The sequence below is a fragment of the Pseudarthrobacter ribosi genome (assembly GCF_055412865.1).
Window position 1 is genome coordinate 40,562 of record NZ_JBVAYZ010000002.1, and the last position, 24,025, is coordinate 64,586.

Genomic DNA, 24,025 nt, shown 5'->3' on the forward strand with positions numbered 1-24,025 from the left:
CGAGTGCATAGACTGTCGGCATGCGGCTGATGATTGCCGGGGGCGGCGGATTCCGGGTACCGCTGGTCTACCGGGCGCTCTGCGCGGGCCCCTTCGCCGGGCTGGTCCGGGAACTGGTGCTGTACGACGTCGATCCCGGCCGGCTCGCCGCCATCAACGCCGTTCTGGCCTCCTACTCCGGGCAGCACCCGCCCGGCGCCGCCACCTTTCCCGCGGTCCGTGCCACCACTTCCCTGGCCGAGGCGCTGCACGGCACTGACCTGGTGTTTGCCGCGATCCGCCCCGGCGGGACAGCCGGCCGGACCGCCGACGAGAGGGTGGCCCTGGACCTGGGACTCCTGGGCCAGGAGACCACGGGGGCCGGCGGCATCTCCTACGCGCTGCGGTCCATTCCCCGCATGCTGGAGCTCGCCGCCCAGATGCGGGTCCACTGCCCTGACGCGTGGCTGTTGAACTTCACGAACCCGGCCGGCATGGTCACCGAAGCCCTGGTCCCGGTGCTCGGCCGCAAGGTGGTTGGCATCTGCGATTCGGCCAGCGGGCTGGTGCACCGGGCGGCGCGGGCCGCCGGCGTCGCGCTACCGGAGGGCACGCTCGACGGCGTGGGCTACTACGGGCTGAACCACCTCGGCTGGCTGTACCGGCTGGCGCCCGGCGGCCCGGACGCGCTGCCCGGGCTGCTGGCCGACGCGGACGCCCTGGCCGGATTCGAGGAGGGACGCCTGTTTCCGCAGTCTTTCCTGGCCGAGCTGGGGTGCCTGCCGAACGAATACCTGTACTACTACTACGAGACCGGACGCGCCCTGGCCGGCATCCTGTCCTCCCCCACGACCCGCGGCGAGTCCATCGACCGGCAGCAGTCCGAGCTCTATCCGCGGCTCGCGGCGGCCGGGCCGGAGGCCTTCCGGCTGTGGGACGCCGCGCGCCGTTCCCGCGAGGAGGGCTACCTCGCCGAGGCCCGTCCCGCCGGCGAGCGCCGGGACGAGACGGACCTTGCCGGCGGCGGCTACGAACGCGTCGCCCTCGCCGTGATGCGCGCCCTCTCCGGCGGTGGGGCCACGGAGCTGATCCTGAACACCCCCAACAGCGCCGGCGGTGGGAGCGCCGCGGCGCCGGCGGTTCCTGGGCTGCCCGCGGACGCCGTCGTCGAGGTTCCCTGCCGGGTGACGCCCGACGGCGTGGTACCGCTGGCGCAGGAGCGCCCGGCACCGGCGCAGCTGGCGCTGCTCCGGCAGGTCAAAGACGTCGAACGGCTCGTCGTGGCGGCGACCAGCCGGGATGCGGGGTCGACGGGCCCGGGCCGCCGGGACGCGGCGCTGGCTGCGTTCGCCGGGCACCCCCTGGTCGGTTCCGCGGACCTCGCGGACCGGCTGCTGGCCGGATATGAGGCCGCGTTCCCGGAGCTGAAGGAGCTCTGGCGCGGCGAGCCCTGAGTCCGGCGCTACAGCCTGCGGTACATCAGGTGCAGGCCCACGTAGCCCAGCCGCGGGTGCAGGAACGCTTCCGGGATAGTGGCCAGCACCTCGAAGCCCAGGGACTGCCAGGCGGCCACGGCCCGGACGTTGCTTTCCACGACGGCGTTGAACTGCATGGCGCGGAAACCGGCCGCCCGTGCCGCGTCGAGCGAGTACACGCAGAGCCCGCGGGCCACCCCCTTGCCCCCGTGGGCCGGGTGAACCATGTACCCGGCATTGGCGACGTGGCTCCCGCCGCCGCCCTGGTTCGCGTGCAGCTCGCCGGTGCCCAGGACCACGCCGTCGAGCTCCCCGCGGCCCACGGCGACGAAGGTCTGCCCGGGGGGCTGTTTGAACCACCGGTCGCGGGCTTGGTGCTCGGTGGTGTCCCGGTCCCAGGTGAAGGTCTCCCCGGCCCTGATCACGGGTTCGAGGATCTCCCAGATCGCTGGCCAGTCCGCGCCGGCGGCGGGGCGGATGTCCCAGCCCGGGGCGGCGGAACCGGTCTCTTCGCGTGTGCTCACAGCCGTCACGTTAGCAGCATGCTTGGCGCTGTGACCGGCGCCGCCCACCGACCTATGAACCCGCGGGATTTTCAGGAGTAGTGTTTTATCGAAATGCAGTTCCGGGCGTACTGGGAGGACGGGAAAGAATGTCGCTGATCCGCCGCGTCGCGTTCCTCTCCCTACACACCTCCCCGATGGAGCAGCCCGGGTCCGGTGACGCCGGGGGCATGAACGTGTACATCCGCGCGCTCGCCGCGGCCCTCGCCGAAACGGGTGTCGAGGTGGAGATCTTTACCCGGTCCACCTCCGCCGGCCAGGCCGCCGTCGAGCACCCCTCCCCGGGGGTCTGCGTGCACAACGTCATGGCCGGCCCGACCCGGAAGCTGCCCAAGGAGGAACTGCCCGAACTGCTGCACAGCATGGTGGCCGAAATCGACCGGATCCGGCAGCTCCAGCCACACGGCCGCTACGACGTGATCCATTCGCACTACTGGGTTTCCGGGGTGGCCGGGCTCGAGCTCGCCAGCCTGTGGGGCCGTCCGCTTGTCCACACCATGCACACCATGGCCAAGGTGAAGAACCTGCTGCTGGTCGCCGGGGAGCAGCGCGAGCCGCGGCGGCGCGAGGACGGCGAGCAGCGGATTGTCGACGGCGCCACCCGGCTGATCGCCAACACGGGCACCGAAGCGGCGGAACTGGTCTCGCACTACCACGCGGACAACGACCACATCGATGTGGCCCCGCCCGGCGTGGACCTGGACATCTTCACGCCGGCCTTCCGCAGCCGGGCCCGGGCCACCCATGGTGTGCCGCCGGGCCGCTTCCACCTGTTGTTCGCCGGGCGGATCCAGCGCCTCAAGGGTCCGCAGATCCTGGTGAAGGCCGCCGCCCTGCTCCGGGCCCGGCGTCCGGACATCGACCTGCAGCTGACCATCCTCGGCGCGGTCAGCGGGGCCAAGGACTTCGATCTGAAGTCGCTGATCAGCGCCGCCGGAATGGACGACGTCGTCACCCACCACCCGCCGGTCAGCGCACCGAAGCTCGCCGGCTGGTTCCGGTCCGCCGACGTCGTGGTGATGCCTTCCTACAGCGAGTCGTTCGGTCTCGTGGCGCTGGAGGCCCAGGCCTGCGGCACACCGGTGGTCGCCACCAAGGTCGGCGGGCTGTCCCGCGCCATCTTTGATGGCCGGACCGGGATGCTTGTGGAGGGCCACAAGGCCGCGGACTGGGCCGACGCACTGGAAGCCCTCTACGACGACCCTGCGACCCGGGCGGACATGGGCCGCGCGGCCGCACTGCACGCAGAGGGATTCGGCTGGCAACACACCGCCGCGGTCACCCTGGAGAGCTACCACACCGCGCTGAGCCAGTACTTTGGAAACCTGACCATTCCGGTGGGCCACACGCCCGCACCCGGAACCATAGGCCGGTAACAGCGGCCTGAACCCGCGGCCGCACACCCACCGCCGCCACGAGCCAAAGGACGACGATGTCTGAACCCACGATTCCCGGATCAGCCGCCAACGCAGCCGCGGTAGACGCTGCCGCTGCGGCCGCCGAACAGGCCGCGGGAGACACTGGCGCCGGGGGCGCGCCCGCTGCCGCGTTGAGTGATCTGGAGATCGCGCAGCGGGCCACGATGCGCCCGATCGAGGAGATTGCCGCGGCGGCCGGGATCAACGCCGAGGCGCTGGACTTCCACGGCCGTTACAAGGCGAAGATCGACCCCGCCAAGCTGGCCGGTTCACTGGAGGGCGGTGCGTCCCGAGCCCCCGGCAAGGTGGTGCTGGTGTCGGCGATGTCCCCCACCCCTGCCGGTGAAGGCAAGTCCACCACGACGGTGGGGCTGGCGGATTCCCTGGCCCGCGCCGGGCACAAGGTGATGATTGCGCTGCGGGAGCCGTCGCTCGGGCCGATCCTGGGCATGAAGGGCGGCGCCACGGGCGGCGGTTACTCCCAGGTGCTGCCGATGGACGAGATCAACCTGCACTTCACCGGCGACTTCCACGCCGTCACCTCGGCGAACAACGCCCTGATGGCCCTCGTGGACAACCACATCTACCAGGGCAACCAGTTGAACATCGATCCTCGCCGGATGACCTTCAAACGGGTGCTGGACATGAACGACCGTTCGCTGCGCGAGGTCGTGATCGGGCTCGGCGGCCCGACGCAGGGCATCCCGCGGCAGGACGGCTTCGACATCACCGTGGCCTCGGAGATCATGGCGGTGTTCTGCCTCGCCACGGACCTCCCGGACCTCCGGGAACGGCTGGGCCGGATCACCTTCGGGTACACCTACGACCGGCAGCCGATCACGGTCGCCCAGCTGGGTGTCCAGGGCGCCCTGACCATGCTGCTCAAGGACGCCATCAAACCGAACCTGGTGCAGACCATCGCCGGGACCCCGGCCCTGGTCCACGGCGGACCGTTCGCGAATATCGCCCACGGCTGCAATTCCCTGATCGCCACCCAGACCGCCCGCAGCCTGGCGGACATCGTCATCACCGAGGCCGGTTTCGGCGCCGACCTGGGCGCGGAAAAGTACATGGACATCAAGTCCCGCGTCGCCGACGTCGCCCCGTCCGCCGTCGTCATTGTCGCGACCGTGCGGGCCCTGAAAATGCACGGAGGACTCCCCAAGGACCAGCTCAAGGAACCCAACCTCGACGCGCTGGCGGCCGGCGTCGTCAATCTCCAGCGCCATGTGCGCAACGTGGAGAAGTTCGGCATCACCCCTGTCGTTGCGATCAACAAGTTCGCCACGGACACCCGGGAGGAGCTGGACTGGCTGCTCGAGTGGTGTGCCGCGGAGGGCGTCCAGGCGGCTGTGGCCGATGTCTGGGGCCGCGGGGGCGGCGGTGACGGCGGCGACGAACTCGCGGCCAAGGTCGCCGCGGCCATTGAGGCGCCGCACACCTTCCGGCACCTGTACCCGCTGGAGATGTCGGTGGAGGACAAGATCCGGACGATCGTGCAGGAGATCTACGGCGCCGACGGCGTGGACTTCTCCGTCCCGGCGCTCAAGCGGCTCGCGGAGATCGAGAAGAACGGCTGGTCCGGCTTCCCGGTCTGCATGGCGAAGACCCAGTATTCCTTCAGTGACGACGCGAGCAAGCTCGGCGCCCCGAAGGGTTTCACCGTGCACGTCCGCGACCTCATTCCCAAGACCGGCGCCGGCTTCATCGTGGCCCTCACCGGCGCGGTCATGACGATGCCGGGGCTCCCGAAGGTCCCGGCCGCGATGCGCATGGACGTCGACGCCGACGGCAACCCCGTCGGCCTCTTCTAACCCTCCCTCACATCCGGCGTCCCCCCAACTGACCCTCCCTCACATCCGGCGTCCCCCCACCCGACCCTCCCTCACATCCGGCGCGGCGTCCCAACCGACCCTCCGTACATCCGGCATGGCGTCCCGGCGGGATTGTCCTAAACCGAACCTGCCGCCACTGGCCGATCCCAGGAACCTGTGGATAACTTCTGCACGGTTGTCCAAATGGGGTCACAATTCCAGCATGAGAGCGAGAACGGAGCTTCCCGGTCCACTCGGCGCCGGAGCATTCACAATTGCAGACGCCCGGTCCTTCGGAGTGCCGAGAACCAGGCTCAGGCAGTCCGACATCAGTCATGTCAGCAGGGGCCTCTACCGGCCCGTGGAATGGAACTTCGAATTGGAGACGGCGGCTCGAGCGTTGTCCGTTGCGACGCCTGGGGCCTGGATCTCGCACGTCACCGCCGCCAGGCTTCGATGTCAGCTCCTTCCTCCGTGGCTCTCGGACTCTGAGGAGCTTCACCTGAGCAAGCCGCGGGCGCTGCCCGAGGTGCGGCGCAAGGGCATCGTCGGGCACACGGTTCTGGCTTGGGACGACGAGGTCGAAACGGAGGACGGCCTCCGGATCAGCACGCGTTCCCGAACCTGGCTCGACCTTGCCCGGCGGTTGAGCCTGCCCGAGTTGGTCTGCACGGGCGACGAACTCGTTCGGCTTCCCCGGTTGGGTCTGGAGGGACGGAGCGAGCCATTCGCGACCATCGGCGGGCTGCGTTCAATGGTGAGCCGCCACCCGAATTTGCAGGGAATCGTCCGCGCCCGGGCGGCCCTGGACTTGATGCGGGTGGGGTCCGATTCAGGTCCGGAAACGCTGCTGCGCCTGGCGATGTGCGACGCCGGCCTCCCGGAGCCGGAGCTCCAGCTTTCCCTGCGTCCGGAGAGGCCGGGTTCCCCGACGGCGGACCTCGGGTACCGCCGTCGTCGGCTGGCCGTCCAATACGACGGCGGCCACCACCTGCTGCCCGCCCAGATTACAGCGACCGCCGTCGTGACAAGGCGTTCGAGGCAGCGGGATGGACGGTGCTCGTCCTGAGACAAGACGACCTTGCGAACGGCTTCGCGGACGCCACCGCCACGATCAAGAGAATCCTCCGAACCGCGTATCTCAGCCCGTCGTCGGCTGCAGGCTTTTCCAGCCCCGTCTGAAGAAACGATCCGGCGATACCTGCACAATGTGAGGGAGGATCGGTTTCGTAGCTACCAGACGTGAGGGAGCGTCTGAGACGCAGGACGCTCCCACACCACAGGTGCGGGAGCGTCGGCCTAACGGAGGGTTAGGAGGGGTTAGCGCTCCAGGTCGCCTCGGATGAAGGCCTCGACCTTGTCGCGGGCGAGGTCGTCGTTGAACTGCTCCGGCGGGGACTTCATGAAGTAGCTCGAGGCGGACAGCAGCGGACCGCCGATGCCGCGGTCCAGGCCGATCTTGGCGGCGCGGATGGCGTCGATGATCACGCCGGCGGAGTTGGGCGAGTCCCAGACCTCCAGCTTGTATTCGAGCGACACCGGGGCGTCGCCGAAGTTGCGGCCCTCGAGGCGGACGAAGGCCCATTTGCGGTCATCGAGCCACTGGACGTAGTCCGACGGGCCGATGTGGACGTCGCGCGGGGCGATGTCGGCTTCGACGTTGGAGGTGACGGCCTGGGTCTTGGAGATCTTCTTGGACTCGAGGCGGTCGCGCTCCAGCATGTTCTTGAAGTCCATGTTGCCGCCGACGTTCAGCTGGTAAGTTCGGTCCAGGGTGACGCCGCGGTCCTCGAACAGCTTGGCCATGACGCGGTGCGTGATGGTGGCACCGATCTGGCTCTTGATGTCATCGCCCACGATCGGGACACCGGCGGCGGTGAACTTGTCCGCCCAGGCCTTGGTGCCGGCGATGAAGACCGGCAGGGCGTTGACGAAGCCGACTCCGGCGTCGATCGCGCACTGCGCGTAGTACTCCGCGGCTTCCTGTGACCCGACCGGCAAGTAGCAGACCATCACGTCGACCTTGGCGTCCTTGAGGGCCTGGACGACGTCGACCGGCTCTTCCGTGGACTGCTCGATGGTCTCGAGGTAATACTTGCCGAGCCCGTCGAGGGTCGGGCCGCGCTGGACGGTGACACCGGTCGGCGGGACGTCGGCGATCTTGATGGTGTTGTTTTCGCTGGCCAGGATGGCGTCGGCCAGATCCAGGCCCACCTTCTTGCCGTCGACGTCGAACGCGGCAACGAATTCGACGTCGTTGACGTGGTACTGGCCGAACTCCACGTGCATCAGGCCAGGGATCGTGGCCTTGGGGTCGGCCTCCCGGTAGTACTCGACGCCCTGGACCAGCGAGGTGGCACAGTTACCTACGCCGACGATTGCAACACGAATCGGATGTGAAGACACGGAACTCCTTTGGGGACAACTTCATGTGCCCGGCGCGGAAGTACTCTGATGCACGACGGCGGCAGCGGGCACGGCGCCGTACGGCGCCCTTAGCATTCTAGTCAACGGCGCGGGGACGTAAGTTGTTCCCGGCCGCCGCACCGTCCATATGACGGGCGGACGGTGCGGGCGGTGCGGGCCGGGCCGGCGGTGCGGGCCGGGCCGGCGGCGGGCGGGCCAGGCTGCGGGGGGCAGGCTACTTCTGCGCCCACAGGTTGATGTCGGACTCGACGGCGAACTCGTCGATCGCCGTCAGCTCCGCGGCGGTGAAGCCGAGGTTGTTGATCGCGGACAGGGTGTCCTCGAGCTGCCGGACGCTGGACGCCCCGACCAGGGCGGAGGTCACGGAGGAGCCCTTGCCCTGGTCGCGCAGGATCCAGGCGATGGCCATCTGCGCAAGGGTCTGCCCGCGGCCCTCGGCGATGCGGTGCAGCCCCCGCACCCGGTCCAGCTTGTCCTCGGTGATGCTGTCCTCGGCCAGGGACTTTTCCTGGGCGGCACGTGAGTCAGCCGGGATCCCGTCCAGGTAGCGGTCGGTCAGCATGCCCTGCGCCAGCGGCGAGAACGCGATCGAACCGGCCCCCACCTGCTCCAGCGCCTCGTACAGGTTGGGGCTGCCGTTTTCGGTCCAGCGGTTCAGCATGGAGTAGCTCGGCTGGTGGATCAGCAGCGGGGTGCCCAGCTCCTGCAGGATCCGGGCCGCCTCGAGGGTCTGTTCCGGGGTGTAGGAGGAGATGCCAGCGTACAGGGCCTTCCCGGAGCGGACGGCGTGGTCCAGGGCGCCCATGGTCTCTTCCATCGGGGTCTCCGGGTCGGGCCGGTGGCTGTAGAAGACGTCCACGTAGTCCAGGCCCATGCGGTTCAGCGACTGGTCCAGGCTGGCGAGCAGGTATTTGCGCGAGCCCCATTCGCCGAACGGGCCCGGCCACATGTTGTAGCCGGCCTTGGTGGAGATGATGAGCTCGTCCCGGTAGGGCGCGAAGTCGTCCTTGAGGTGCCGGCCGAAGTTGGTCTCGGCGGAGCCGGCCAGCGGTCCGTAGTTGTTGGCCAGGTCGAAGTGGTTGACGCCGAGGTCGAAGGCCCGGCGCAGGATGGCGCGCTGGGTTTCGAAGGGCTTGTCGTCGCCGAAGTTGTGCCACAGGCCGAGTGAAATGGCGGGGAGCTTCAGCCCGCTGCGTCCCACGCGGCGGTACGGCATGGAGTCATACCGGGTTTCTGCTGCAACGTAAGTCATGCGTACTTCCTGTCCTATTTCGAGATGATGGCGGCGCTGTGGCCGGGGAGGTCGAGCTGGCGGTCCGCGAGGCGCACGCCGCCGTCGGTCGCCAGCGCGATGGTGCTGCCGGCCACGGCGAGCCGGTTCGGTTCGGCGGAGAAGTTCATCGCGACCTCCACGCTGCCGCGGCGCAGCCGGAGCCAGCGGTCGGCCTCGCTGAAGGCAACCGCGGTGTCCTCGAAGCCCAGGCCGGCGAGTTCCGGCGTCGAGCGCCTCAGCGCGATCAGCTGCCGGTACAGCTCCAGCAGCCGGGCGTGGTCACCCTCGGCGGCTTCGGCCCAGTTGAGCCGGGAGCGGGTGAAGGTCTCCGGGTCCTGCGGGTCGGGCACGACGGCGGGGTCCCAGCCCATCCGTTCGAACTCGCGGATCCGGCCCTCGGCGGTGGCCTTCCCGAGCTCCGGTTCCGGGTGCGAGGTGAAGAACTGCCACGGCGTGGTGGCGCCGTATTCCTCGCCCATGAACAGCATCGGCGTGAACGGCGAGGTCAGGGTCGCGACGGCGGCGAGCGCCAGCTGCCCGTACCCCAGGGTCTGGGACAGCCGGTCGCCGGTGGCCCGGTTGCCGATCTGGTCGTGGTTCTGGCTGCAGACCACCAGCGCCGCGGGGTGGACCAGGCCGGTGTTGATGGGACGGCCGTGGTGCCGGCCGCGGAAGCTGGAGTAGCTGCCGTCGTGGAAGTAGCCGTCCACCAGGACCTTGGCCAGGGCCTCGAGGGATTCGAAGTCGGCGTAGTAGCCGGTGGCCTCCCCGCTGACGTTGACGTGGACGGCATGGTGGAAATCATCGCTCCACTGCCCGGCCAGGCCGTGGCCGTTGACGTTCCGCGGGTACAGCAGCCGCGGATCGTTGAGGTCCGATTCGGCGATCATCGTGGCGGGACGGCCGGTTTCGGCGGACACTTCGTCCGCGAGCGCACCGAACTCCTCGAGCAGGTGGACGGCCCGCTCGTCCTTGAAGGCGTGCACGGCATCGAGCCGCAGCCCGTCCACGTGGTAGTCCCGGAGCCACATCGCGGCGTTTTCCAGGATGTAGCGGCGCACCGTGTCGGAGTCGGGGCCGTCGAGGTTCACCGAGTCGCCCCAGGTGTTGCCCTCCCCCGACTTCAGGTACGGCCCGAACCGGGAGAGGTAGTTCCCGCTGGGGCCGAGGTGGTTGTAGACGACGTCCTGGATGACGCCGAGCCCGGCGGCGTGGGCGGCGTCCACGAAGCGCTGGTACGCGGCGGGTCCGCCGTAGCCTTCGTGCACGGCGTACCAGAGGACACCGTCGTAGCCCCAGTTGTGAGTGCCGTTGAAGCCGTTCACCGGCAGCAGCTCGACAAAATCGATGCCGAGGTCCACCAGGTAGTCGAGCTTGCCGATGGCCGCGTCCAGCGTGCCCTCGGGGGTGAAGGTCCCGAGGTGCAGCTCATAGATCACGGCCCCCTGCAGCCCGCGGCCCTGCCACTGCCCGTCCGCCCACTCGTGGCTGCCGGCGTCGAACGTGCGGGACAGGGAGTGGACGCCCTCGGGCTGCCGCCGGGACCGGGGGTCCGGCAGCGGGGTGGTGTCCCCGTCGAGCAGGTACCCGTAGTCGACGTCCCCGGCGGCGGGGGCCGCCGGCGCGGTCCACCAGCCGTCACCGCCGCCGGGCCGTCGTGTCATCGGGTACTGCTGGCCGTCGGCAAGCAGCGTCACGGTGCCCGCTTCCGGCGCCCAGAGGTCGAAGCGGTCATTTCCGTCAGCAGGCAAAGTGATCACAGCTTTCCGTATATCGGTGGTTCAGTCAGTGCTTGGCGGGTACCAGCAGGGCAACCGGGTAGCTGGCCAGGATGGCGGCCACCTCCACGGTGCCCGGGCCGAAGGTGGCGCCCGTCAGTTCGTCGGTCATGGTGCCGTCCAGGTGGATGACGGTGTCCCGCCAGCCGCCCTGCTGCTCCAGTCCCCGGGGCAGCCGAGTCGCGAGGGTGACGGCCCCGGCGCCCGCCGCGCCGACCCGGTCGAAGCCGATCAGGTGCCCGGCAGCCGATCCGGTTGCCGCCACGGGGCGGTAGCCCGTGAACAGTTCCGGCCGGTCGCGCCGCAGGCGCAGCGCCCGCGAGGTGACCAGGAGTTTCGCCGTCTCATCGGTGTACGACGCCGGGCGTTCGCCGGCGTCGAGCGCGGCCAGGGCCGTGCGCCGCGCACCGTAGTCGAACGGCCGCCGGTTGTCCGGATCCGTCAGCGAGCGGTCCCAGAACTCGGTGCCCTGGTACACGTCCGGGACCCCGGGCATGGTCAGCTGCACCAGCTTGGCGCCCAGTGAATTGACGGCCCCGTACGGCGCCAGGAGGTCCACGAGGGACTCCAGTTCCGCCCGGACGTCGGCGTTGTCGAAGGCCGCGTCGACGGCGGCGGCCAGCTTCTCCTCGAAGCCGGCAACCGGGTCCAGCCAGTCGGTCGAGTTGCCGGCCTCCCTCGCCGCCTTCTGCGCGTAGGACTGGAGCCGGTCCCGGTCCGCGGGCCAGGCGCCGGCGATGGCCTGCCACAGCAGGTTGGCCAGCGGCCCGTCGGGCAGCGGCGCCAGTTCCTGCAGCCGGGCCAGGGCGGCCCGCCATTGCGGGGCCATCTCCGCGAGCACGGAGATCCGGGCCCGGGTGTCCTCACTGCGCTTGGTGTCGTGCGTGCTCAGCGTCGTCATGGACAGCGGAAGCTCAGCCTGCCGCCGGGCCATCCGGTGGTGGAACTCGTCCGGGTCGACGGCGAACTCGGTGGGATCGGCCCCGACTTCTGTCAGGGTCCCCAGCCGGGTGTAGCGGAAGAACGCGGTGTCCTCCACGCCCTTGGCCATGACCATGCCGGAGGTCTGCTGGAAGCGGCGTCCCAGCTCGGCGTCCGGCTCAGGGCCGGCGTCGAGGAGCAGCGGCAGCAGCAGCCCGACGGCGTCGGCCAGCTCCGGGCGGCGCCGGACGGCAAGTTCGCAGGCCTCCTTCAGGACGTCCGCGCCCTCGGGCAGGTAGCTGCGGTACACCGGGAAGGCGGCGATGATTTCGGACAGGGCATCGGCGGCCGCGTCGACGCTGAGACCGGTTCCGGACGGCACCAGCCGGGCCAGCCGGAGCATCTCCGAGTGCAGGATCCCGTCCGTGATCCGGCGCTTGGTGCCCCGGATCATGTCCTCGTAGTCCGCAGCCTGGCCGCCGCGCAGCTCGGTGTCGAGTGCATCGAGCGTGTCCTGCCCGGCGGGGTCGACGAAGAGCCGGTCCACGTCCGCGAGGGCGTCGTAGCCGGTGGTTCCCTCGCAGTCGAAGCCCGCCGGGAGCACCTCCCCCGGTTCCAGGATCTTCTCGATCAGCAGGTAGCTGCCGCCGGTGACCTCGCGGAGCCGTCGCAGGTAGCCCTCCGGATCGGCCAGCCCGTCCGGGTGGTCGATCCGCACTCCGTCGACGAGCCCGTCGCGGAACCAGCGGACGATCTCGGCGTGGGCCTCATCGAAGACCTCCGGGATCTCGACCCGGATGCCGGCCAGGCTGTTGACGGCGAAGAACCTGCGGTAATTCAGCTCGTTGTCGGCCCGGCGCCAGCCGACCAGCTCGTAGTGCTGCCGGTCGTGGACCGCGCGGGGGTCGTCCGCAGTGGAGTCACCTGCGGTATAGGTTCCCTCGGCCAGCGGGAAGCGGTGGTCGTAATACCGCAGCTCCCCATCCTTGACCTCCAGCGCCTCAACGTCGGCGTCGGATCCCAGCACGGGGATCCGGATCCGGCCGCCGCCGAAGTCCCAGTCGACGTCGAACGCCTGGGCGTAGCGGGACTGCTGTCCCTCCTTGAGCAGGGACCACCACCACGGATTCTGCACGGGGGTTGCGACGCCGACATGGTTGGGCACGATGTCGACCAGCACTCCCATTCCGGCGTCCCGCGCTGCCCGCGATGCGGTGACCAGTCCCTCCGCGCCGCCCCGGTCGGGGTCGATCGCGGAGGGGTCGGTGACGTCATAGCCGTGGTCCGAGCCCTTCTCCGCGGTCAGGATCGGCGAGAGGTAGATCCAGTCCACGCCGAGTGACTTCAGGTAGGGCACGGTCTCGGCAGCATCCTGGAGGGTGAAGCCGGGCCGGATCTGAAGCCGGTACGTGGAGACCGGGGTCCTCATTTGGCGGGCCCCTTCGAATCCTTCGGCTTCCCGGCCGGCTTCTTCCGGCCGGCCCCCTTGGCGGACGCGCCCTTGGCCTTGGCGGCGGCCTTGGCGGCAGCCTCCTCCGCCGCAGCGGCCTCCGCGGCGGCGGCGGCCTCAAGCTCGGCGGCGGCCGCCGAGCCCTCTTCCTCGTGCTCGGCCATCGCAGCCAGCGACGCGGCAGCGGAGTAGTCCACTTCCACCTCGGGGCCGGAGTGTGCGCGGAGCACGACCATCGACTTGGCTGCCAGCTTTATCACCGAGCCAGCCTTGAGCGGCTCCCCGGTGTCGGCCTGGTCCGAGGTGTCCACCAGGACGTCCCAGAACGGTGAGTATTCCGCGGCCGGCAGCGCAAAGTCCACGTCGCCGTCGTGGGCGTTGAAACCGAGCAGGAAGCTGTCGTCGGTGATCCGGCGGCCACGCGAGTCCTGTTCCTGGATGCCGTGCCCGTTGTAGAACACGCCGATGGTCCGGCCGAAGCCGCTGCCCCAGTCCTCCGGGAGCATTTCGGTGCCGTCGGTTTTCAGCCAGACGATGTCCGGCAGCTTCTCGCCCTCACCACGGCGTACCGGGCGGCCGTCGAAGAACCGGCTGCGCCGGAACGTCGGGTGATCGTGGCGGATCTTGTTGACGACGGCGGTGAACTCCACCAGCGGCTGATCCATCGCGTCCCAGTGGATCCAGCTCAGCTCGGAGTCCTGGCAGTAGGTGTTGTTATTGCCCTGCTGGGTGCGGCCCAGCTCGTCGCCGTGCAGGAGCATCGGGACGCCCTGCGAGAGCAGCAGGGTGGCTATGAAGTTGCGCTGCTGGCGGGCCCGGAGGGTCAGGACGCGGTCGTCGTCGGTGTCGCCCTCGGCGCCGCAGTTCCAGGACCGGTTGTGGGATTCGCCGTCGTTGTTGCCCTCGCCGTTGGCGTCGTTGTGCTTCTCGTTGTAGGAGACCAGGTCGCGCATGGTGAAGCCGTCGTGGGCGGTGACGAAGTTGATCGAGGCCACGGGGCGCCGCGCCGAGCTTTCGTACAGGTCCGCGGAGCCGGTCAGGCGGGAGGCGAATTCGCCCAGCGTGGAGGGCTCGCCGCGCCAGAAGTCGCGGACCGTGTCGCGGTACTTGCCGTTCCATTCGGTCCACTGCGGCGGGAAGTTGCCCACCTGGTAGCCGCCCGGGCCGATGTCCCAGGGCTCGGCGATCAGCTTGACCTGGGAGACGATCGGGTCCTGCTGGATGAGTTCGAAGAAGGTGGAGAGCTTGTCGACGTCGTAGAACTCGCGGGCGAGTGTGGAGGCGAGGTCGAAGCGGAAGCCGTCGACGTGCATTTCCGTCACCCAGTAGCGCAGGGAGTCCATCAGCAGCTGGAGGGAGTGCGGGTGCCGGACGTTGAGGGAGTTTCCGGTGCCGGTGTAGTCCATGTAGTGCTTCATGTCGTCGTCGACGAGGCGGTAGTAGGCCTGGTTGTCGATGCCCTTGAAGGACAGGGTGGGGCCGAGGTGGTTGCCTTCCGCGGTGTGGTTGTAAACCACGTCCAGGATCACTTCCATGCCGGCCTTGTGCAGCTCGCGGACCATGGCCTTGAACTCCTGGACCTGGTGCCCGACGTCGCCGGAGGAGCTGTAGGTGTTCTGCGGGGCGAAGAAGCCGATCGTGTTGTAGCCCCAGTAGTTGTTGAGGCCCTTCTCCTCGAGCGTCCCGTCGTTGACGAACTGGTGGACGGGCATGAGCTCGATCGCGGTGACGCCGAGCTTCTTCAGGTGGTCAATCACGGCCGGGTGCGCGACGCCGGCATAGGTGCCGCGCTGGTCTTCGGGGACCTCCGGGTGCAGCTCGGTCAGGCCCTTGACGTGGGCCTCGTAGATGACCGACTGGTGGTAGGGGATCCGCGGCTGGCGGTCGCCGTCCCATTCGAAGAACGGGTTGATGACCACGCCGTGCATGGTGTGCGGCGCCGAGTCGCTGTCGTTGCGGGAATCGGGGTCGCCGAACTCGTAGGTGAAGAGCGCCGGGTCCCAGTCGATCTGGCCCTGGATGGCCTTGGCGTACGGGTCCATCAGCAGCTTGTTCGGGTTGAAGCGGTTGCCGTTCTCGGGCTCGTACGGGCCGTGGACACGGTAGCCGTACTTCTGGCCGGGCTGGATGTGCGGCAGGTAGCAGTGCCACACGTAACCGTCCACCTCGGTCAGCTCGATGCGGGTCTCGGTCAGGTCGTCAGACAGGATACAAAGCTCCACCCGTTCCGCGAGTTCGCTGAACAGGGCAAAGTTGGTGCCGGTGCCGTCAAAGGTGGCTCCCAGCGGATATGCCGTTCCGGGCCAGACTTCCATGTGTACTCCTCGTGCGTGGCGAAAATTCTCTAGACAGACAAAAAATTCTCTAGACAGACTACTGGTAAGTAGGGTTAGTAAATGACTCGGCACACTGGGTGTGCGCGTTTGTTACAGCTTTGCGATGACCTCCCGCACGGATTGCGCGACGTCCGACGCCGTCACCGGCCCGCCGTCGGAGGCGAGGCTTCCGGCCCGGCCGTGGACGCTGGCGGCCAGCGCCGCGATGCCGGCCCAGCGGTCCTCGGCGCGGATCCCGAGGGAAGTGAACGTGCCGGGGGTTCCGGCCAGCTGCGCGAGCAGGGCCCCCAGGATGCCGGCCAGCACGTCCCCGCTGCCGGCCGTTGCCAGCCACGGGGTCGCGTCGGCCTGGCTGAAGACGGCCCCCGAGGGGGCGGCCACCAGCGTCGTGGCGCCTTTGAGCAGGACGGTGGCCCCCGTCAGGTCGCTGGCCAGCCGGGCGGCGGCGAACGTGGCGCCCTCCACCCCGGCGCGGCCGGGGGCGGCGCCGTAGCGGGCCAGCAGGGTTCCCAGCTCGCCGGCGTGCGGTGTCAGGACGAAGTGCGGGGCGAGAGTCCGGGGCAGGGCCGGCAGCGCCCCGGCGTCGGCCACGACGGGAAGCCCGGTGGCCGCGGCGTCGGCCACGCGTTCGAGCTGCTCGTGGGCGTGCCCGTCGATCCCCGGTCCCAGCAGCCAGGCCTGGACGTGGGCGTCCGCGGCATTGCCGGAGCTGCACACGACTTCCGGGCAGGACCGGCGGACCAGGTCGGCGACGTCCGGCGGGCCGAGGTAACGCACCATGCCCACCCCTGCTGCCAGCGCGCCGCGGCAGGCCAGCACCGCGGCGCCGGGGTACTGCGCCGAGCCGGCCACGACGCCGAGGACGCCGCGGGAGTACTTGTGGGAGCGCCGCTCGGGGTGGGGCAGGAGCGCGGCGAGGTCCCCGGACTGCAGCCGGCGCAGGGCCGGATCCGGCAGGGCAGACTCGATCCCGATCGGGATCACCTGCACCCGCCCGGCGTAGTCCGCTCCGGGATCGGCCAGCAGCCCGGCCTTGGCCGCCCCGAACGTCACGGTCAGCTCCGCGCGGAGCACGGGGGGATGGGCTTCACCGGTGTCGGCGTCCACCCCGCTGGGGATGTCGCAGGCCACCACGAGCCCGGGCCGGGCGCGGCCCAGCGCCTCGATCAGTTCCGCCGCAGGGCCGCGGAGCCCGCCCTGCGCGCCCGTGCCAAGGACCGCGTCGAGGACGACGCCGGACGCCGCGGCGGCCGCCGACGCGCCGGCAACGTTCCCGTGGGTCAGTCGGATCACCCGGCCGCCGGCCTTTTCGAAGGCGCGCAGCCCCTCCGGGTGGGCCTCCCCGGCGGTGAGTACCGCCGTCGTCCGCATGCCGCGTCCGGCCAGCAGGGCGGCCGCGAACAGTCCGTCCCCGCCGTTGTTGCCCTTGCCGGCGAGCACGGTGACGCTGGCGCCGTAGAGGCGTTCCCCGCGGGCACGCAGTTCGCGGACCACCGCGTTGGCCAGTCCGTGGGCGGCCCGTTGCATGAGAACAGCGCCCGCACCGGCGGCTAGAAAAGGCAGTTCAGCCTCTCGTATCTGGGTTCCGGTGTAGGCGCTGATCATCGTTCAGTCCATTCGCGGTGCAGTCGCTGTGGGAAGTGCGGCGTGGTTCGCCGAGGGTCAGGCTCAGCCTTCGGCGATGACGGTCGCCGTGGCGATGCCGCCGTCGTGGCTCATCGACAGGTGCCAGCGTTTGACGCCCTTCGACTCGGCCACGGCCAGCACGGTGCCCTTGATCTGGACCGTGGGACCGTGCTGGTCCAGCCCGATCCAGCAGTCCTGCCAGTTCATGCCGGCCGGGGCGCCGAGGACCTTGGCCACGGCCTCCTTGGCGGCGAACCGGGCCGCCAGGGAGCGGGTGTTCAGTTCGCGCTCCGCGGGGACGAACAGCCTGTCGCGCAGCCCGGGGGTGCGCTCCAGCTGCCGGCCGAACCGTTCAATGTCTACGACGTCTACGCCAATGCCAACAATCATGGCGTTATTCTACGGTCACGCTCTTGGCCAGGTTCCGAGGCTGGTCCACGTCGTACCCCTTCGCGCTGGCGAGTTCGGCGGCGAAGATCTGCAGCGGAACGACGGCCAGTAGTGGAGCGAGGAGCGTCGGCGACTCCGGGATGTAGAAGACGTGCTCGGCGTACGCCTTGACCGCTTCGTCCCCCTCTTCCGCGATCACAATGGTTTTGGCGCCGCGTGCGCGGACTTCCTGGATGTTGGAGACAACCTTCGCGTGCAGCGAATCCCGGCCCCGGGGCGACGGAACGATCACGAAGACCGGCTGGCCTTCCTCGATCAGCGCGATCGGGCCGTGCTTGAGTTCCCCGGCGGCAAAGCCTTCGGCGTGGATGTAGGCGAGTTCCTTGAGCTTGAGCGCGCCTTCCATGGCCACGGGGAAACCAACGTGGCGGCCCAGGAAGAGCACGGATTTGGCCTGGGCCATCTCCTGGCCGAGTTTCTTGATTGATCCCTCGTTGTCGAGGATCTGCTGGATCTTGGCCGGAATCTTGCCGAGGTCCGCGAGCACGTCCTTGATTTCGCCCTGGAACATGTTGCCGCGCAGCTGCGCCAGGTACAGGCCGAGGAGGTACGCGGCGGTGATCTGGGCCAGGAAGGCCTTGGTCGAGGCCACTGCGATTTCCGGGCCCGCGTGGGTGTAGAGCACGGCATCGGACTCGCGCGGGATGGTGGAGCCGTTGGTGTTGCAGATGGAGATCGTCTTGGCGCCCTGTTCCTTGGCGTAGCGGACGGCCATCAGCGTGTCCATCGTTTCGCCGGACTGGGAGATGGATACCACCAGGGTGTTCTCATCGACAATCGGATCCCGGTAGCGGAACTCGTGCGAGAGCTCGACCTCAGTGGCAATCCGGCACCAGCGCTCGATCGCGTACTTCGCGACCTGCCCGGCGTAGGCCGACGTGCCGCAGGCGAGCACAATGATCTTGTTGACGTTCTTGAGCAGTTCCGGATCGATCCGCATCTCGTTGAGGGTCAGCTTGCCGTCGAGGTCCGAACGCCCCAGCAGAGTCTGCGCAACCGCGTCGGGCTGATCGTGGATTTCCTTCTCCATGAAGGACGGGAAGCCGCCCTTTTCCGCGGATGCCGGATCCCAGTCAACGTGGTATTCCTTGCCTTCGGCCGGGGCGCCGAAGAAGTCCGTAATCTCGACGGTGTCGGCGGTGATGGTGACAATCTGGTCCTGGCCGAGTTCCACGGCCCGGCGGGTGTAGTCGATGAAGCCGGAAACGTCGGAGCCCAGGAAGTTTTCGCCTTCGCCGAGGCCCACCACAAGGGGCGAGTTGCGTCGGGCGGCGACGACGACGTCGGGCTGGTCGGCGTGCACGGCCAGCAGCGTGAAAGCGCCTTCGAGGCGCTGGCACGCAAGCTCCATCGCCTTGGTCAGGCCGCCTTTGGAGTTGTCGCCGTTCAGGTGGTTCCGATAGATGTCGCCGAGGAGCGCGGCCGCGACTTCGGTATCAGTTTCGGAGAGGAATGTTACGCCCCGGCTCTTGAGTTCCAGCTTGAGCTCGGCGAAGTTTTCGATGATCCCGTTGTGGATCACGGCCAGCTTCCCGCCATCGGCGAGGTGCGGGTGGGCGTTCTGATCGGTCGGGCCGCCGTGCGTCGCCCAGCGTGTGTGACCGATGCCGGTCAGCGCTTCCGGCAACGGGTTGGCCTCGAGTTCGGCGATCAGGTTGCTCAGTTTGCCCGACTTCTTACGGGACGAGATGGTCCCGTCGGCTACAACTGCGATACCCGCAGAGTCGTAGCCCCGGTATTCCAGGCGCCGCAGTCCCTCAAGGACAACGTCCAAGGCATTGTGTCCAGTATTTACCCGGCCAGCGGAGTGGCCCACATATCCAACGATTCCACACATGGACCCAAGCCTAGCGGGTTTCCCGGACGGAGAACGTAGGATCAGCGTTCACAACACGCCGCCCGCGGCCCGGGCGGGGGCGGCACCGACCCGTCCATTTCGCTCTCGGCCCGGCGGAGGGCAGAATCTCTAGGGTGACTTTGCAACGCAATGAAGCGAACGGCGACGGCGTCTCCCCGTTCGTGGAGCTGGACCGGCAGACCTGGTCCCGGCTCGCTGCCCAGATGGAGCAGCCCCTCAACGAGGAGGACGTACTCCGGCTCCGAGGCCTCGGCGATCCCTTGGACATGAAGGAAGTCCGCGAGGTCTACCTGCCGCTGTCCCGGCTGCTGCACCTGTATGTCGAGGCGGCAGGCCAGCTCCATGCGGCAACCACCACGTTCCTGGGCGAGCAGACCCAGCGCACGCCGTTCGTGATCGGAGTCGCCGGTTCGGTGGCCGTGGGCAAGTCGACTATCGCCCGTGTGCTCCGCGAGATGCTCCGCCGCTGGCCCGGCACCCCCAATGTTGAACTCATCACCACCGACGGCTTCCTGTACCCCCTCGCAGAACTCAAGCGGCGCCAACTGCTGGAGCGCAAGGGCTTCCCCGAGTCCTATGACCGCCGCGCGCTGCTCCGCTTTGTGAGCGAGATCAAGGGCGGCGCCGAGGAAGTCCGGGCGCCCTGGTACTCCCACGTGACCTATGACATCGTCCCGGGCAAGGAAGTGGTGGTGCGCCGCCCCGACGTGCTGATCGTCGAGGGGCTGAACGTTCTGGCGCCGGCCCGGCCGCGGCATGACGGCCGGCAGGGACTGGCCCTGAGTGACTTCTTCGATTTTTCCATCTATGTTGATGCCAAAACGTCCTACATTGAGGAGTGGTACGTGGACCGCTTTCGCAAACTCCGGACCACCGCGTTCGCGCAGCCAGAGTCGTACTTCCACCGCTATGCCACGCTCTCGGATGCCGAGGCGGAGCAGACTGCCCGCGAGATCTGGAAGCGAATCAACGAACCGAACCTGGAGGAAAACGTTCTCCCCACCCGCGGCCGTGCACAGTTGGTGCTCACCAAGGACGCCGACCATTCCATCCGCCGCATGCTGCTCCGCAAGGTCTAGCACAGGTGTGCTACGACGGGTCCGCTGAGCGTCCGGCCGCGCCGGACGCCGTCGCCTGCCCGCCCAGCCGGCGGGCCTTCAGCCGCCTGCTGCTGGCCGGCTCGGGCCTCGCTGCCCTGAGCGCCTGCACCCCGGGGGCTGCCCGGCCGACGGCGTCCGCCGCGGCCTCCACGGCCTCCACGGCCTTCCCGTCCGCCACGACGGCGGGTACCACCGCCTCAGCCTCGGCCACTGCCGCCGCACCCTCGGCTGAGCCCTTGCCGGGCAGCCCCGCCGCCACGGCACCGGACGCCACGCCCCCGGCCGCTGAGCCCTCCGCTGCCGCGCCGCCAGCCCGGCACTCACTCACCGACCCGGCGAGCCCCTGGGTGGTCGTGAACAAGCACCGGCCGCTCTCCCCCGCCGGCTATGTGCCGGCCGACCTGGTCCAGCCGCGCGTGCGCCTGGCCACCTCCGGTGAATCGGCGCTGCTCAACAGCACGACGGCGGGCGCAGCGGAGAAGATGTTCGCGGCCGCCGCGGCCGCCGGCGTCGTCATCACCCTCGCCAGCGGCTACCGCTCGTTTAACACCCAGATCACCACCTACAACAGATGGGTAAACGCCGAGGGACAGGCCGCGGCGGACACCGCCTCCGCGCGGCCCGGCTTTTCGGAACACCAGACCGGCTGGTCCTTCGACATCGGCGACGGCAGCGGGAGGGACGGCTTCACCCCCGCGTTCGCCGATCAGCCGGCTGCAGTCTGGGCCAAGGCGAACGCCCACCTGTTCGGCTTCGTGGTGCGCTACCCGTGGATGTTCCATGAGATCACCGGCTATTACTACGAACCCTGGCACCTGCGTTACGTGGGCGTGGAGTCCGCGGGCGCGATGAACGCCCGGGGCATTGCGACCCTGGAGGAGTACTTCGGACTCGAAGCCGCTCCGGCGTACTTGTAGCGTCACATCGACACGAACCGCAACCCTAACCTCCGCGACACAGCGTGTTCACGCGGCCGGGATAGCTTGGGGACATGTTGAACGGATTCAAGAACTTCATTCTCAAAGGCAACGTCGTGGACCTTGCCGTCGCAGTCGTCATCGGTGCCGCGTTTGGCTCCGTGGTCACGGCCCTGGTCCAGAGCGTCCTGATGCCGTTCATCGCGGGTCTGGTTGGTTCGCCCAACTTCGACAGCTTCGCCGTCGTCACCCTTAACGGCAATGACATCAAGTTCGGCGTGCTGCTGACGGCGATCGTCAATTTCCTGTTGGTCGCCGCCGCCATCTACTTCGTCGTCGTTGTCCCCATGAACCACATGATCGAACGGCGCAACCGCCGGCTCGGCATCAACGCCGACGTCAAGGAGGAGGCAGCTGAGGATCCCCAGATCGCGCTGCTGACCGAAATCCGCGACTCCTTGCGCCAACGCCAGCACTAGTCGCAGGCAACGGAAATAGTCCACCGACAAAGAACGGCCCGCCCCTCAGGGACGGGCCGTTCTTTCACTTATGCGGGACTGCGTCGATCCTTAGTCCGCCACGAGCTCCAGTGCCAGCTCGGTCCGGACTACCTGCGCGAGGCGCTCCGCGACGGCCTGGGCGGTCTCCTGCGATGCCGCCTCAACCATGACGCGCACCACGGGTTCGGTGCCGGAGGGGCGCAGGAGCACCCGGCCGGTGTCGCCGAGCTCGGCCTCGGCGAGGGAAACTGCTGCGGCAAGGGCGGCGTCACCATTGACCCGGGTGCGGTCCACGCCCCTGACGTTGATCAGGACCTGCGGAAGCTGGGTCATCACTGCCGCTAGTTCCTTCAGCGGCCGGCCGCTGAGGGCAACCTGGGCCGCAAGCTGAAGCCCGGTCAGCACGCCGTCGCCGGTGGTCGCGTGTTCGGCGAAGATCACGTGGCCGGACTGCTCGCCCCCAAGGCTGAAGCCGCCCTCGCGCATCCTTTCAAGGACGTAGCGATCGCCCACCCCGGTTTCCCGGATGGCAATGCCGGCATCGCGCAGCGCCAGCTTGAGGCCGAGGTTGCTCATGACCGTGGCCACCAGCACGTCGTCCTTAAGCTTGCCCGCTGCCTTGAGCGCGATCGCGAGGACCGCCATTATCTGGTCGCCGTCAACCTCGTTGCCCTCGTGGTCCACGGCAAGGCAGCGGTCGGCGTCGCCGTCGTGGGCTATGCCCAGATCGGCCCCGTTGGCGACGACTGCGGCCTTGAGCGGCGAAAGGTGGGTGGATCCTACGCCGTCGTTGATATTAAGTCCGTCCGGCTCGGCGCCGATGACGATCACCTCGGCGCCCGCGGTCTTGAAAACCTGGGGGGAGCAGCCGCTCGCCGCGCCGTGGGCGCAGTCCAGCACGACCTTGAGACCGTCCAGGCGGTGCGGGAGGGTGCCGAGTAGATGGACGATGTAGCGGTCCTCCGCGTCGGAGAAGCGCTGGATCCGACCGACCTCTCCGCCGACGGGCCGCAACGGCGCTTTGCCGAGTTGGTCCTCGATGGCATCCTCTACCTCGTCGGGGAGCTTCTGTCCGCCGCGTGCGAAGAACTTGATGCCATTGTCCGGGGCCGGGTTGTGAGAGGCGGAGATCATCACGCCGAAGTCCGCGTCCAAGTCGGCCACGAGGTAAGCCGCGGCCGGTGTCGGGAGGACACCGGCGTCGTAGACGTCAACGCCGGCGCTGGCCAGCCCTGCTTCCACGGCGGCCGCAATGAACTCACCGCTGGCGCGGGGGTCGCGGGCCACCACGGCGCGCGGGCGCCCTTCGCTCGTCTTGCGGTCATGGCCAAGCACGACGGCGGCAGCCTGGGCCAGCTGCATCGACAGCTCGGCGGTCAGCAGGCCGTTAGCCAAGCCTCGGACTCCATCTGTTCCAAATAATCTAGACATCGGGTCAAGCTTAGACGATGAGGCGGCCGCTTCCGGTCCCGGAGCCACATAGCGGACCCGCCGCGCCGCTGGCACCCCGGTGTTGGCACTAATTTAAACGGCGAACGGTTTTAAACGGCGAACGCCCGCCCCGCCACAGAGGGCGGAACGGGCGTTCGTGCAAGCGCCAAGGGCGCCTGGAAGCGGGTTTAGCGCTTGGAGTACTGCTGAGCCTTACGGGCCTTCTTGAGACCGGCCTTCTTGCGCTCGATGACGCGGGCGTCACGACGCAGGTAACCGGCCTTCTTCAGGGTCGCGCGGTTGTTCTCGGTGTCGATCTCGTTCAGTGAACGGGCGATGCCGAGGCGCAGGGCACCGGCCTGGCCGGAGATGCCGCCACCGTGGATGCGGGCGATAACGTCGTAGGCGCCATCAAGATCAAGGATCTTGAAGGGCTCGTTGACGTCCTGCTGGTGCAGCTTGTTCGGGAAGTAGTTGGCCAGTTCGCGGCCGTTGATGATCCACTTGCCGGTGCCGGGCACAATGCGAACGCGTGCGACGGCTTCCTTGCGACGGCCAACTGCTGCGCCGGCAACCGTGAGGGCCGGGCGTTCCTTCTTGGGCGCTTCTGCTTCCGCAGGACCGCTTTCCGAGGTGTAGCTGGTCAGGTTTTCCTCAGCCACAACGGCCTCGGTGGTCTCTTCGTTCTGAGCCACGATTCTCCTTGTAT

At 68.6% G+C, this 24,025-nt stretch carries 18 protein-coding genes; 7 read left to right on the plus strand and 11 right to left on the minus strand.

Translation table 11 applies throughout. From position 1 onward, the window contains the following. The first annotated feature begins 20 nt into the window (after positions 1–20). Positions 21–1,433, plus strand: a complete 1,413-nt coding sequence (locus ACZYZ5_RS01980; protein WP_463898816.1) for a family 4 glycosyl hydrolase — start codon at positions 21–23, stop codon at positions 1,431–1,433. A gap of 8 nt (positions 1,434–1,441) precedes the next feature. Here the strand turns inward: ACZYZ5_RS01980 and ACZYZ5_RS01985 are convergent, their stop codons facing one another. Then, a complete protein-coding gene (locus ACZYZ5_RS01985) occupies positions 1,442–1,978 on the minus strand; it encodes a GNAT family N-acetyltransferase (RefSeq protein WP_463898817.1) in 537 nt (178 codons plus the stop codon). A gap of 128 nt (positions 1,979–2,106) precedes the next feature. On the opposite strand from ACZYZ5_RS01985, the gene mshA reads away from it, so the two are divergent. The 3 genes from mshA (at position 2,107) to ACZYZ5_RS02000 (ending at position 6,318) form a co-directional block, all read left to right on the plus strand. Then, on the plus strand, positions 2,107–3,393 hold the full coding sequence (gene mshA / locus ACZYZ5_RS01990) for a D-inositol-3-phosphate glycosyltransferase (protein ID WP_463898818.1): 1,287 nt from the start codon (positions 2,107–2,109) through the stop codon (positions 3,391–3,393). Between the two features lie 56 nt (positions 3,394–3,449). After that, positions 3,450–5,249, plus strand: coding sequence for a formate--tetrahydrofolate ligase (locus ACZYZ5_RS01995; RefSeq protein WP_463898819.1), 1,800 nt, complete (start codon positions 3,450–3,452; stop codon positions 5,247–5,249). 223 nt (positions 5,250–5,472) lie between these two features. Then, entirely contained in the window at positions 5,473–6,318 is an 846-nt protein-coding gene (locus tag ACZYZ5_RS02000; RefSeq protein WP_463898820.1) for a hypothetical protein, read from the plus strand. A gap of 251 nt (positions 6,319–6,569) precedes the next feature. On the opposite strand, the gene ACZYZ5_RS02005 is transcribed toward ACZYZ5_RS02000, so the two are convergent. From ACZYZ5_RS02005 to glmS, 8 genes are all read right to left on the minus strand, one after another. After that, a complete protein-coding gene (locus tag ACZYZ5_RS02005; RefSeq protein WP_463898821.1) occupies positions 6,570–7,655 on the minus strand; it encodes an inositol-3-phosphate synthase in 1,086 nt (361 codons plus the stop codon). A gap of 235 nt (positions 7,656–7,890) precedes the next feature. After that, positions 7,891–8,928 (minus strand): L-glyceraldehyde 3-phosphate reductase, encoded by a 1,038-nt coding sequence (mgrA, locus tag ACZYZ5_RS02010; protein WP_463898822.1) that lies wholly within the window; start codon positions 8,926–8,928, stop codon positions 7,891–7,893. A 14-nt stretch (positions 8,929–8,942) separates the two neighbouring features. Then, complete coding sequence (treZ, locus tag ACZYZ5_RS02015) at positions 8,943–10,706, minus strand: malto-oligosyltrehalose trehalohydrolase (protein WP_463899218.1); 1,764 nt, start codon at positions 10,704–10,706, stop codon at positions 8,943–8,945. 28 nt (positions 10,707–10,734) lie between these two features. After that, a complete protein-coding gene (treY, locus tag ACZYZ5_RS02020; protein WP_463898823.1) occupies positions 10,735–13,077 on the minus strand; it encodes a malto-oligosyltrehalose synthase in 2,343 nt (780 codons plus the stop codon). Beyond that, the gene (gene glgX, locus ACZYZ5_RS02025) at positions 13,074–15,413 is read right to left on the minus strand and encodes a glycogen debranching protein GlgX (RefSeq protein ID WP_463898825.1); all 2,340 of its coding nucleotides are present in this window, start codon (positions 15,411–15,413) and stop codon (positions 13,074–13,076) included. Before glgX ends, treY begins: the two co-directional genes overlap by 4 nt. A gap of 111 nt (positions 15,414–15,524) precedes the next feature. After that, a complete protein-coding gene (locus ACZYZ5_RS02030) occupies positions 15,525–17,039 on the minus strand; it encodes an NAD(P)H-hydrate epimerase (RefSeq protein ID WP_463898826.1) in 1,515 nt (504 codons plus the stop codon). A 63-nt stretch (positions 17,040–17,102) separates the two neighbouring features. After that, on the minus strand, positions 17,103–17,450 hold the full coding sequence (locus tag ACZYZ5_RS02035) for a holo-ACP synthase (protein WP_463898828.1): 348 nt from the start codon (positions 17,448–17,450) through the stop codon (positions 17,103–17,105). Positions 17,451–17,454: 4 nt separating this feature from the next. After that, the gene (gene glmS, locus ACZYZ5_RS02040; RefSeq protein ID WP_463898829.1) at positions 17,455–19,347 is read right to left on the minus strand and encodes a glutamine--fructose-6-phosphate transaminase (isomerizing); all 1,893 of its coding nucleotides are present in this window, start codon (positions 19,345–19,347) and stop codon (positions 17,455–17,457) included. Between the two features lie 134 nt (positions 19,348–19,481). Here glmS and coaA point away from each other — a divergent pair, with 134 nt between their 5' ends. The 3 genes from coaA to mscL all read left to right on the plus strand — a co-directional run bounded on the left by coaA (position 19,482) and on the right by mscL (position 21,864). Next, positions 19,482–20,447 (plus strand): type I pantothenate kinase, encoded by a 966-nt coding sequence (coaA, locus tag ACZYZ5_RS02045; RefSeq protein ID WP_463898830.1) that lies wholly within the window; start codon positions 19,482–19,484, stop codon positions 20,445–20,447. Positions 20,448–20,452: 5 nt separating this feature from the next. Continuing rightward, positions 20,453–21,385: a M15 family metallopeptidase gene (locus ACZYZ5_RS02050; RefSeq protein WP_463898832.1), complete on the plus strand. Its 933-nt coding sequence runs from the start codon at positions 20,453–20,455 to the stop codon at positions 21,383–21,385. A gap of 74 nt (positions 21,386–21,459) precedes the next feature. Beyond that, on the plus strand, positions 21,460–21,864 hold the full coding sequence (gene mscL, locus ACZYZ5_RS02055) for a large conductance mechanosensitive channel protein MscL (RefSeq protein WP_463898833.1): 405 nt from the start codon (positions 21,460–21,462) through the stop codon (positions 21,862–21,864). Between the two features lie 90 nt (positions 21,865–21,954). Here mscL and glmM read toward each other — a convergent pair whose 3' ends face one another. Then, on the minus strand, positions 21,955–23,316 hold the full coding sequence (gene glmM / locus ACZYZ5_RS02060) for a phosphoglucosamine mutase (protein WP_463898835.1): 1,362 nt from the start codon (positions 23,314–23,316) through the stop codon (positions 21,955–21,957). A gap of 188 nt (positions 23,317–23,504) precedes the next feature. After that, the gene (rpsI, locus tag ACZYZ5_RS02065; RefSeq protein ID WP_282379850.1) at positions 23,505–24,011 is read right to left on the minus strand and encodes a 30S ribosomal protein S9; all 507 of its coding nucleotides are present in this window, start codon (positions 24,009–24,011) and stop codon (positions 23,505–23,507) included. Between the last annotated feature and the right edge of the window lie 14 nt (positions 24,012–24,025).